Origin of the sequence: Vibrio sp. V08_P9A1T1, from assembly GCF_963874405.1 — a bacterium.
Lineage (GTDB): Bacteria > Pseudomonadota > Gammaproteobacteria > Enterobacterales > Vibrionaceae > Vibrio > Vibrio anguillarum.
Map to the genome: position 1 here is coordinate 1 of NZ_CAWNIB010000004.1, position 12,664 is coordinate 12,664.

Genomic DNA, 12,664 nt, shown 5'->3' on the forward strand with positions numbered 1-12,664 from the left:
ACACAATGTAATTAATAACATTCATTGTTACGAAAAAATTGAAACTTCTTTCTCAAAACCTGAGTTGACAGTCACATTCCCCAAAATAATTCAAACCTCATGACGTATATTGCCACCAAATACATGTCGAGGTTGTTATGAAAATATATCGTCTACTATTCGTTAGTTGCTTATTTCTGTTGGGATGTGCTTCAAATCAAGCGTTCACTCCGATCAAAGAAGATCCCTATTGGGCAAGCGCCGAGCTGGCCAATGGCATGAAATATCACATTTATCCCAATCAAAAAGAACCCGTTTCCATCCGCTTGATTGTTCACGCAGCCGCATTTCAAGAAAACAATCAGCAACAGGGCTACGCTCATTTTCTTGAGCATATGGCTTTTAATGGCAGCGCTCATTATGCCGGAAATGATGCGATCAAAACCTTTGAGCAATCAGGTGTCAGTTTTGGCCCTGACATCAATGCTTATACTGCTTATCAAGAAACGGTTTACAAACTGGATTTACCCGATAACCAAGCGGTAGAGCCAGCTCTGGTCTGGTTTAGAGATATTGCCGATGGTATAGAGCTTACTCCTACATCGGTTGAAAATGAAAAACGCGTGATCATGGGCGAGTTTCGTTTTTCACGTAAAGAGGAGAAGAGCTACGCTCAAAACGTTTATGAGCACATGATTGCTAATACTTTATATGCGCAGCATGATCCCTTGGGCACCAAAGAAAGCGTGAACCAAGCGACAGCCGAAGGGATTGCTGATTTTTACCGCACTTGGTATCAGCCACAGCTCACCGAAATCGTTATCGCTGGCAATATCACATTAGAGCAAGCCACGGCATTGATAGAAAAACATTTCGTGAGCTGGGAAAAAGGCAGCACGCCAATGCCGACTAGAAATCACAGCATTACGGCTAATAATACAGATTTTGTGGGTTACATTGGTGCCAATGACTCACCGAACATTAGCCTATTCATCGACCGTGGCGAGCAAAAAATAGCCAGCCGTGAACAACAAGCCCAGTGGTGGCTCGATGATATCGCCCAGCAACTGATACAACAGCGGTTATCCAGCAATTTTAGTGACGCCAACCTTCCGGCACTTTGGATTTATTCCCAAACTATCCCGTTTGAAACCCAGCGCTATTCGTTTGCAGAGGTCGGGTTTCCAGTGGACTCAAGAGAAGCATCGCAAAATCTCTTCTTCTCCACACTTGCTGCACTGCGTGATCATGGTGTGAGTGAGCAAGAGTTTCAGGCGATTTTCCGTCAGTATCAAGAGATGTTAGCGAACTTCGATAACGATTGGCAAAAAGCCACCGCGATAGATTTAGTCGAAGAAAAAACGCTGGCGCGCACGTTGGATCAACCGATCCAGTCACATTTAGACCGACGGTCGACGTTAACCGAATTTATCTCGACCACCAACAGTGCCATGCTCGATAAACACCTTCGCAAATTATTGTCTAGCGACTACCAGATCAATATTGGGTTGGATAAAAGTGAAGACAAAGAATTCGTCGTCGCGACACTGCCAACACTCAAAACCCTGTTTGCCCAAAAAGGGCAGCCACCGCTATTGCAAGAGGTCAATCAAGCTTTTGTGACACCTACGCAAATAGGTGCCATTTTGTCAGAATCTCAACTTCAAGAGTCGATGGATATCACCACTTGGACGCTAAGTAACGGTGTTGAAGTGTGGTATCGCAGAGACACTAACGCAGGGGAAAAAGTGTATGCCTCTTTGGCAAGCCTTGGTGGTAAAGCAAGCTTAGAGCCCGATTTGCGTAAAGCTTCTGAAGTGCTTATTCCGAGTGCCATACGCGGTGGAATTGGTAACTTTAGCGGCTCTCAGTTGGATAATCACCTGAGAAGACACGGCATCATATTGAATCCCTACATCGACTTTACGTCGCATGGTATCAGCCTTGAATCATCTAAAGATGAGTTAGCCGAAGCGTTTGCTGCCCTTTATACGGCGATGACCGCCATCAACATCGACGACAGCCATCTGCAGTTAACAAAACAAGAGTTTAAGCAAAATCGAGATACTTTTCTTCGCTCACCCATTGGCCAGATAGCGCTCGCCATTAATCGCAATAGCTATCTGCCGGACACCACTCATTGGTTATACGAAGGATCGGACATCAATACGGTGAGTGTTGAACAACTGATGCAAACCCATGATGATCTCTTTAAGAAAAATAGAGGCTTTAAACTCTTTATTACCGCAGACATTAAACCTGCCGAACTGAAACCGCTATTGCGTACCTATGTAGCATCATTAACCTTCAGCTCTGCACCTGAGGTCGATTATCGCATTGATTATCGCGCAGACTTTCAGCCTCGAATCGACATGGCGATCAACGATGAAAAAAGCAGTGCCTATCTTGCCAGAGTGATCAGTAACGACCCGGAACACAAATCGGCTACTACTATCTTTATGGATGATATGTTGTGGCGTGTGGCAAACCGCCGCATGGTGAGTCAGGTGCGTGAACAGCTAGGGTTGGATTACGCTCCCAATGCTTTTTCGGTTTCAGCCGATAGTGAACCACACAACGATTGGCTATTTAGCGTGGACATTTCATCCAATGATGTCGATACCGCAGAGCAAGCCATTGATAAGCTGATTGACGGTTTATCTGTCGAAATAACGGAAGAGGAAACGCTCACCGCAGCGAAACAATTGATTGCCGATCTCAAACCACTCAAAGACGACCCCAAGCAGATGAATTGGTTTATTCAACGTTATTCACTGCACGGGTACGGCATCGATGCGTTGTTTAACATAGAGCAAACGGCAAACCGAATCACCGCACAAGAGATGACGTTGAGAGCCAAGCAAATTTTTAATCACCACAACAGACGAACCAAAATTATTATGCGCCCGAAAGCGAAATAACAGCAGTAGAGTCAACCCTAGGATACTCAAACTGCCACCGCTCTCCTCCTGAGGGGCGGCAACAGTTTGAGTATCAATCAGAACACGTACCCCATTTTGAGTGGCAACATAATATTTAGGCACCTCTGCCCCTGTAAGAACGCGCTGAATCCAGCTCTGATAATCATAAAGCTCCGTAAATACCGAGGTGATCGGTTGGTTAGTATCGCCACATAGTGAAGGCCCAAAGCTGGTTAAACCAATTTGAATGTATTGCGAGCCATTAAACCAATAGACAGGCCCACCGGAATCGCCAGAACAGGTGGAGTTTTTATAAGCACCGCTTACCGCACCATCAAAACAGATCTGTTTTGAGGTCAATGTCGGGCCATAGAAAGCGCTACAGACGGCATTACTAACAAAAGTGAGGGTCGTTTCTTGTAACTGCTTATTAGCATTCGGGACATTACCCGCCACGTAGCCATGACCAGTCGCTTTGTAATTATTGCCAGCAGGGTAATCATTATTTAACTGAGTATTGAGTAGCGCAGAATAGTCCGCCACATTGAGCGGTGTTTCGAGCTTGATAATCGCAATGTCATCACGCCAGAGTGCGCTGGACGAATTGATGTAAGTACTGGGGTAATAAAAAGCCGCCGCGCGCGATATCTGGATATTCCCGTAGGGGAAATCGGCCACATTATCCAACTGAGGCACGACCACCGTATAAAGCATGGTATCTTTTTTACCGTAGATACAATGAGCTGCCGTCAAAATAAACTGTGAATTGATGATACTCGCCCCACAAAAACTGTTGCTACTAGGTTGAGTGCTGCTTTGATATAAAAGGCTAGCAAAAGAAGGGTAAGTGGCACTGCTGGTATCCGAACCATTCACAATGTAAGGCTGGAAATCAACCGCATAAGCATTTGCTGATAGCATCGCACTAAACAGTATCCATTTGTACATCCATCACCTCGTCACTCATCTAGAAAGATACGCGTGTATCACTTTCAAGTTTAGCGCCCTAAGTGGAACCTGCTCAAAAAAGGCAATAAAAAAGCGACCTAAACAGGTCGCTCGAGATCAATAAGGGTTCAACGTCTACGAATGAAGGGGATAAACATCAGCAGTAAAGACCACCAGCCGAATGATCCACCACTGTCAGAAGGTGGGTTTAAATAAGCTTGGCGTTTCGCTTCTGTTGCGACAAATTTTGGTGGCTCAGAACCAAGCAGAACGCTCTCAATCCAAGTGGAATAGTCAAGGATTTCTGTAAATACAGACGTTGAACCAATTAGCGGATTAGGATCTCCACACTTGGTATTTGGCCCAAAGCTGGTTATACCAACTTGAATGTACTGAACGCCATCATGCCAAAATAACGGGCCCCCAGAATCGCCCTGACAGGTTGCATTTTCAAGCCCCGTAGAACCTATCGCCCCTTCCATACATAAATTAGTGTCCGTGGTGGAAGTGTAATTGCAATATACATTAGGCACATAGGTTAAATTAGTTTTCTGTAGATACGTTTTAGTATCATTATTAGAAGAGGTATTACCATGCCCAACGGCAATAAAGGTTTCACTTGATGAACGATAAGTGCTATCCAAATTGGTGGTTGGTCGCGTTAAGTAGTCAGTAGACGACACCATTGTCAAAGGCGTTTCAAGCTTAAGGATCGCAATATCATCCAATAAGGTGGTGTTGTTATAAGTTGATGGATAATAGATTTCTGCCACTCGCGCTTTTTCTAATATGTTGAATGGAAAGTTTGTTTCAATTTGCAGCTTAGGTACAACAGAGGTAAAAAGCTGATTTGCACTATTACCATAAACGCAGTGCGCAGCCGTCAATACATATTGGTTATTGAGCAACGAAGCACCACAATAACTTCCTTTTTCATATGAACCGTTATAAGCAATTTGATCAAAAAACAAGCTCGCTATAGAAGGAAACTCCGTCACGCTTGCATCCGTACCGTTTACTATGTAGGGCTGAGCATCAACGGCGAACACATTGCCAGAGAAGGCGAGCGAAGAAAAAAGTACTACCCATTTGTTCATCATGTCATTCCTTATCACTTTGAACCCAGATAGTACTTAATCCGTTATCGATATGAAACATCTTTAAATGCACTTTTATTACATTTTATGATGCTTTAGCCGCGATAATAACGCTGAGCCACAAACGGCATTTTCTCAACCACCATTGGCAGCATTTTTCCGCGTACATCAGCAAAAATTTCTGTGCCTATCGCTGATAAATCAGCTCGGATATAAGCCATAGACACGGGCTTTCCGGCCGTCGGTCCCGCTGTACCACTGGTCACTACGCCTATATGCTGGCCATCGGCGTCAAATAGCTCCGTTCCTTCACGTACTGGCGCTTTAGTTAACCCCACTAAACCTACACGTTTACGTGCAACATCTTTGCTTTCGATCTGCCCAAGAATGATGTCTGCACCCGGGAAACCACCCGCACGCTCACCTTCAGCACGACGCACTTTGCTTATCGCCCATAACAAGCTCGCTTCAACTGGCGTTGTGGTGGTATCAAGATCATGCCCGTAAAGGCACAAACCGCACTCTAAACGCAGTGAATCGCGCGCGCCCAGACCAATCCATTCCACTTCTTCATAAGAGGTCAGTTTACGCGCCAATGCTTCGGCCTGCTCTGCTGGTACAGAAATTTCATAACCATCTTCACCGGTATAACCACTTCTGCTGACAATGCATTGAGCTCCGTCGATGTCCATCAGCTGAATATCCATAAAGTGCATCGTCATCACTTGTGGTTGCAGGCGAGCTAACACTTCAGCGGCTTTTGGCCCTTGCAGCGCTAACAGCGCGCGATCGTCAATGACTTCGAGCTCAACACCTTGTGGCAAATGTGCTTGTAGATGAGCAATATCTTGTGCTTTACAAGCCGCATTAACCACAACAAACAGATGATCATTAAGGTTAGCAACCATCAAGTCATCCATGATGCCACCTTGTGCATTGGTGAAAAAGGCGTAACGCTGCTTGCCTGCTGGTAAGTCAATAATGTCGACCGGAACCAATGACTCCAATGCTTGCGCAGCATTGGCTCCATGCAAACGAAGTTGGCCCATATGCGAAACATCAAACAAACCAGCCGCCTCGCGAGTATGCAAATGCTCTTTCTTTACCCCTAATGGGTACTGAACGGGCATGTCATAGCCAGCAAATGGCACCATTTTCGCTCCAACTTCGATGTGCAGCGCATGTAAAGGAGTAGTGAGTAGTGTTTGATTTGCATGTTCTTGAGTCATTTTTATCTCCATTTCAGCCGACCCAGCAGGGAATTCACCACCAAATTTTGGCTATTATGTCCAAAGAAGAGGAAACCATGTTTCCAATAGTGAACAAGAATGCGCCCGTTCGGACGGATTAACAAGTTCAAAACAAGATGAATTGTCAAAATTAACAACCCAATCACAATTAAAAGTCGCGAGATGCTTACCATCGCCTGAGCTAAAAGTGATTAAAAGCACACTACACAGGGCAAAGCCAACAAATGGCAAACGATTGCTGTCACTATAAGAAACTTAGCGTTTTCACACTCATTTTGCCGTAACCCACAAAATCAATGCATCCTCTTCGCTGACAGAGACCAGCATGTGCCCCATGTTAGCGTCGTAATAAACGCTATCACCTTCCGCCAATCGAACCGGTTCATAAAATTCGCTATAGAACAAAACTTCACCCGTGAGGATCAACAAAAACTCCTCACCATCGTGACGAACCCAGTCACTGTACTCTTCAAATGCACGAGCTCGCACTCGGCTTTTAAACGGCATCATTTTCTTATTAGAGAGCTGCGTGGCGAGCAATTCATGCTCGTAAGTTGGGGTGGGATGCGGCTTTCCCTGACCAATACGAGAAATATCCCTACGACCTGTTGCCACAATTTTCTTTGGTGGTTCAAATAGTTGAGGCATATCTATCTGCAATCCATGAGCAAGCTTTTGCATCGCTTGGTAGGTTGGAGAAATCTGTTCGTTTTCGATTTTACTCAATGTAGATCGAGCTAATCCTGTCCGCTGGCTCGCCTCTTCTAGCGTAATCCCAAGCTTAGAGCGGATCTCTTTAATACGTTGTCCAAGCTTAAGCGGTTCGATCGTTTGTTCACCCGTTTCCTTGGCCAAAGTCAACGATGGGTACTCATCATAAATGTCTTCAGACATGCTTTCCCTCGATTGTTATCTTCCTGATTTCGGCCATCATTGTGGCATAAAGCCAACGTAAGGTTAAAGAGGCTGCACGTAAATAAAGCGTGCTCTTGCTTACAAAAAAAGAAACCATGTTTCCTATAGGAAATTTTTGATTGATTGTTTATAAGTCAAAGGGTATGTTACTGACTTGTTAGATAAAGAGATGCAGTTTACCACTTATTGCGGTTAGGGATTTAACAAGGTTTAAGTGGCTTTTCACCCCGTATTGTTGGGGTTGCAATCCAGTTTAAGGATAACTGACACCCTGCTTTGTTGTCGCCTAACGGCTTAACGATAAGGCAGCCACTAAAAAGGAATGACGGAATGTTTAGCCAATCCGTCGGATTATTGGAAGGTCATCTACCATGAATGCCAACGTGAACAAAAGTTACCCCAACCATTGCCTTGAGAGCTTTTTCTCAACCAACCTTGCTGCCACTGATGATGCTGTCTTTGCGGGTATTCAAGCCGAATACGTGCGCCAAAATGAACAAATTGAGCTGATCGCCTCAGAAAACATCGTTTCAAAAGCCGTTATGCAAGCGCAAGGTACTTGTCTCACCAATAAATATGCAGAAGGCTACCCCGGCCGTCGCTATTACGGTGGTTGCGAACACGTTGATACCGTCGAAACCATTGCAATTGAACGTGCAAAATCCCTATTCCATTGTCAATACGCCAACGTGCAGCCGCATTCAGGCGCACAAGCCAATGGCGCGGTGATGCTGGCTTTACTGCAACCGGGTGACACGATTTTAGGTATGTCTCTGGATGCCGGAGGCCACCTCACTCATGGCGCTCGGCCTGCCCTCTCGGGTAAGTGGTTTAATGCTATTCAATATGGTGTCGATAGCACGACCTTAGAAATCAATTATGATGATGTACGCAGCCTCGCGTTAGAGCATCAACCAAAAATGATCATTGCGGGCGGCTCTGCCATTCCTCGCGTGATTGATTTTGCCAAATTCCGAACCATTGCTGATGAAGTGGGCGCGCTCTTAATGGTCGATATGGCGCATATTGCCGGGTTAGTCGCCACTGGTGCTCACCCAAGCCCATTGCCGCATGCCCACGTTGTCACGACCACCACACATAAAACCTTGCGCGGCCCACGAGGCGGTATGGTTTTGACCAACAGCGAAGAGATCAGCAAAAAAATTAACTCGGCGGTTTTCCCCGGCCTGCAAGGTGGCCCGTTAATGCACGTAATTGCGGCCAAAGCGGTAGCACTAGGCGAAGCGTTAGGCCCTGAGTTTCATCGTTATATTGATTCGGTGATCGATAACGCAAAAGTTCTCGCCGAAGTATTGCAAACTCGCGGTTGTGACATTGTGACTGGCGGGACTGACACTCATCTCATGCTCGTTGATCTTCGCCCTAAAGGGCTGAAGGGGAATATCGCCGAACAAGCATTAGAGCGTGCAGGAATCACATGTAACAAAAATGGCATCCCATTTGATACCGAGAAGCCTATGATTACTTCGGGTATTCGTTTAGGTACGCCAGCTGGAACCAGCCGTGGTTTTGGTCGTGAAGAATTCAAACTCATCGGTGAGTGGATTGGCGATGTTCTCGATGGCCTTGTTGTGAGCCCAGAAGGAAACAGTGATGTTGAGCAACGTGTGCGCAAACAAGTTAAAGCGCTGTGCCAACGCTTCCCACTCTACCAATAGCCTTTTTAAATTAAACACAAGTTCAAATCAATACGATACTTTTTTGGAGATAAAGCAATGGACAATACACTGAAGTTTGCAGATAGCCACGAGTGGGTGCGCGACAACGGTGACGGCACAGTGACCATCGGTATTTCTGAGCATGCGCAAGAGATGCTTGGTGACGTCGTGTTTGTTGACCTACCTGAAGTAGATACAGAAATTGATGCTGGAGACAGTTTTTCTCTGGTTGAATCTGTCAAAGCCGCTTCAGATATTTACGCACCGATTACAGGTGTCATCGTTGAAATCAACGAAGAGTTAGAAGATAGCCCAGAACTCATCAACGAAGAACCGTATGAAGGTGGCTGGATTGTGAAAGTGAAGATGTCTGATGCTTCTGAACTCGACAATCTAAAAAATGCAGAAGAGTACCAAAACTCTATCGAAGAAGATTAATTAGCCCATCACGGATCAAAGCTGCCCAGCATGGGCGGCTTTTTTTTAAGGTCGCACACGATCTTTGAAAAGGTAAAGGAAATGACTGAATTACTTCACAGCCCACTGCTTAGCCAGTTAAGTACCGAAAATGAGTTTGTTGCACGCCACAACGGACCCAACCCAGCCGATCAACAAAAAATGCTCAACGCGATTAACGCCGAAAGCTTAGCCGCGTTAATCGAACAAACCGTTCCTGCGCAAATTCGTTTAGAAAGCCCAATGTCCCTTGCTGCGCCTAAAAGCGAAGCCGATATGCTCAGCTCGATGAAAGTATTTGCCAATCAAAACCAGATTAAACGCACGTTCATTGGTCAAGGTTACTACAACACCTTCACGCCGAACGTCATTTTGCGTAACGTACTGGAAAATCCGGGCTGGTATACGGCTTACACGCCCTACCAGCCAGAAATCTCTCAAGGTCGTTTGGAGTCGCTGCTTAACTACCAACAAATGGTGATGGATTTAACAGCGATGGATATTGCCAACGCGTCGCTGCTCGATGAAGCAACGGCTGCTGGCGAAGCAATGACACTGTGTAAACGCGCAGGAAAAAGCAAAAGTAACGTCTTTTTTGTGGCGGACGATGTTCATCCACAAACCATTGAAGTAGTAAAAACTCGCGCTGAATTTATCGGTTTTGAGGTACAAATCGGCGCACTCGACTCATTGCCTGAACAAGATGTGTTTGGCGCGCTGCTGCAATACCCAAGCACCACAGGTGAAGTGCGTGATTTAAGCGACCTGATTGCTAAAGCGCAAGCCAATAAAATATTGGTCACTGTTGCCACGGATTTACTGGCCAGCACCTTGCTAAAACCAGCGGGTGAAATGGGCGCAGATGTCGTGATTGGCTCGGCTCAACGTTTCGGTGTCCCTATGGGTTATGGCGGCCCACACGCCGCCTTTATGGCCACGCGTGAAGCGCACAAACGCACTATGCCCGGCCGCGTGATCGGAGTGTCGATTGACGCCAAAGGTAATCCAGCACTGCGCATGGCAATGCAAACTCGCGAGCAGCACATTCGCCGCGAAAAAGCGACCTCGAACATCTGTACCGCGCAAGCTCTGCTGGCTAATATGGCCTCGTTTTATGCTGTCTATCATGGCGCAGAAGGGTTGCGCACCATTGCGCGCCGTACTCATCATATGACAGCAATTCTAGCGGCAGGCTTAACTCAAGCGGGCTACGAATTGGTGCACAACAGCTTCTTTGACACGATTACCTTAAAGAGTGCCGCTCAAACTCAAGCGCTCTACGCAAAAGCGCAGCAAGCCGGCATCAACTTACGCCGCTTTGATGACCAATTGGGCATCAGTTTGGATGAAACCACCACCACAGCTGATCTTAAAGCCCTGTTTGCGGTTTTCGATATTAAGCAATCGGTAAGCGCGCTGTCGGCAGAAATCGCCGCCAACGAATTTGCAGCGATTCCAGAACACTGCCGTCGTCAATCTCGCTTCCTAACGCATCCTGTGTTCAACACCTATCACAGCGAAACGCAAATGATGCGTTATTTGAAAAAACTTGAGAATAAAGACTTTTCATTAACTCACGGCATGATCCCGCTTGGCAGTTGCACCATGAAACTGAACGCCGCAGCCGAGATGATCCCTGTCACTTGGCCAGAATTTGGTTCGATCCATCCATTTGCACCGAAAGAGCAAGCCGCAGGTTACGCCGCTCTCGCTAAGGATTTAAAAGAAAAGCTCTGTGAAATCACAGGCTATGATGCTTTCTCGCTACAACCAAATTCCGGTGCTTCTGGCGAATATGCAGGGCTTGTGGCGATTCAGCGCTACCACAAAAGCCGTGGTGAAGGGCACCGTAACGTCTGCTTAATTCCGAGCTCAGCACACGGCACCAACCCTGCAACCGCTTCAATGGTTTCGATGAAAGTAGTGGTCGTGAAATGTGATAATAACGGCAACGTTGATATCGCAGACCTCGCAGACAAAATTGAGAAGCATAAAGAGAACCTCTCTAGCATCATGATCACTTATCCTTCAACGCACGGCGTTTACGAAGAACAAGTTAAAGAAGTCTGTAACATGGTTCACGCCGCAGGCGGCCAAGTTTACCTTGATGGTGCCAACATGAACGCGCAAGTTGGTTTGACCAATCCGGGCTTTATTGGCTCTGATGTTTCTCACCTCAACCTGCACAAAACATTCTGTATTCCACATGGCGGCGGCGGCCCAGGTATGGGGCCGATTGGTGTAAAATCTCACCTAGCGCCTTTCCTACCGGGACATATTGAAGGGGGAGTTGAAGGCAGCGATCACGCAGTATCTGCGGCCGATTTAGGCAGCGCTTCTATTTTACCTATCTCATGGGCTTATATTGCCATGATGGGTGCAGAAGGCTTAACCACGGCTACTCAAGTCGCTATTTTAAATGCTAACTATGTGATGGAAAGACTGCGCCCACACTACCCTATTCTTTACCGTGGTAGTAACGGCCGCGTAGCGCACGAATGCATTATTGACATTCGTCCGCTTAAAGAAGCGACCGGTATCAGCGAAGAAGACATTGCTAAACGTTTGATGGATTATGGCTTCCACGCACCGACGATGTCATTCCCTGTTGCTGGCACCTTGATGATTGAACCAACCGAATCGGAAGACTTAGCCGAATTGGATCGCTTCTGCGAGGCGATGATTGCGATTCGCGCCGAAATGGAGAAAGTTCAATCAGGCGAATGGCCATTAGCCGACAACCCGTTAGTGAATGCGCCGCATACACAATCGGATCTCGCGAGTGAAGCATGGGCTCACCCATATTCTCGTGAAACGGCTTGCTTCCCATCCGCTCATACTAAGGCATCAAAATACTGGCCAACCGTGAGCCGCGTCGATAACGTATACGGTGACCGTAACCTTGTCTGCTCATGCCCAAGTATTGATAACTACCAAGAGTAGGTGCTGATGTTGATGGCTCGTCGTCACAGTTTATGATCATCATTTAGGTTGTGACTGACTTTGTAATCAATATTCAATAATAAAGGCGAACTGAGAAGTTCGCCTTTTTGTTAGGCTGTAAAACGATTTTTGGACAAAGGTGAGTTACGAAGTGCCCACAGTGAAAGTTCTGGACAAAACTGTTTTAGCAAACTTCATCCATTATCATAAATGACATACACCCAACGCTCACGAAACTAATTCCCTCTTATCGTGGAGAACCACACTTAATACGACTTCAGGTCGTACGGACAGAAATGGGGTTACCGACACGAACTATTTCCACTAAATTCGCATAATTTAAACTATAAAGAATATAGGAAATAGCTTCGACCTCGAGAGGTTCACCTAATGATCTTCTTGAAGTTGGCTATTGAAAACAAATTATTCAGAAAATATTTAGTCCAAAGCGAGTTTGCACGCTGGCTACCAGATAC

Annotated in this window: 7 protein-coding genes and 1 pseudogene; 4 read left to right on the forward strand and 4 right to left on the reverse strand. The window is 46.2% G+C overall.

The genetic code is table 11. The annotated features are described in order from the left end of the window. Window positions 1-257: 257 nt before the first annotated feature. Window positions 258-2,675: pseudogene (locus AACT21_RS00205) on the forward strand (M16 family metallopeptidase); the annotation flags it as partial. 75 nt (window positions 2,676-2,750) lie between these two features. Here AACT21_RS00205 and AACT21_RS00210 read toward each other — a convergent pair. The 4 genes from AACT21_RS00210 to AACT21_RS00225 form a co-directional block, all read right to left on the reverse strand. Then, complete coding sequence (locus AACT21_RS00210) at window positions 2,751-3,848, reverse strand: S1 family peptidase (RefSeq protein ID WP_254917209.1); 1,098 nt, start codon at window positions 3,846-3,848, stop codon at window positions 2,751-2,753. Between the two features lie 128 nt (window positions 3,849-3,976). After that, window positions 3,977-4,963: a trypsin-like serine protease gene (locus tag AACT21_RS00215; protein WP_094164218.1), complete on the reverse strand. Its 987-nt coding sequence runs from the start codon at window positions 4,961-4,963 to the stop codon at window positions 3,977-3,979. A gap of 77 nt (window positions 4,964-5,040) precedes the next feature. Then, window positions 5,041-6,174, reverse strand: a complete 1,134-nt coding sequence (gcvT, locus tag AACT21_RS00220; protein WP_176430214.1) for a glycine cleavage system aminomethyltransferase GcvT — start codon at window positions 6,172-6,174, stop codon at window positions 5,041-5,043. Window positions 6,175-6,465: 291 nt separating this feature from the next. Beyond that, window positions 6,466-7,089: a helix-turn-helix domain-containing protein gene (locus tag AACT21_RS00225; RefSeq protein ID WP_010320321.1), complete on the reverse strand. Its 624-nt coding sequence runs from the start codon at window positions 7,087-7,089 to the stop codon at window positions 6,466-6,468. 392 nt (window positions 7,090-7,481) lie between these two features. Here AACT21_RS00225 and AACT21_RS00230 point away from each other — a divergent pair, with 392 nt between their 5' ends. From AACT21_RS00230 to gcvP, 3 genes are all read left to right on the forward strand, one after another. Continuing rightward, window positions 7,482-8,789, forward strand: a complete 1,308-nt coding sequence (locus AACT21_RS00230) for a serine hydroxymethyltransferase (protein WP_088729426.1) — start codon at window positions 7,482-7,484, stop codon at window positions 8,787-8,789. A 57-nt stretch (window positions 8,790-8,846) separates the two neighbouring features. Continuing rightward, entirely contained in the window at window positions 8,847-9,227 is a 381-nt protein-coding gene (gene gcvH, locus AACT21_RS00235; protein ID WP_013868476.1) for a glycine cleavage system protein GcvH, read from the forward strand. An 81-nt stretch (window positions 9,228-9,308) separates the two neighbouring features. Continuing rightward, window positions 9,309-12,188, forward strand: coding sequence for an aminomethyl-transferring glycine dehydrogenase (gcvP, locus tag AACT21_RS00240; RefSeq protein WP_094164220.1), 2,880 nt, complete (start codon window positions 9,309-9,311; stop codon window positions 12,186-12,188). Window positions 12,189-12,664: the final 476 nt, after the last annotated feature.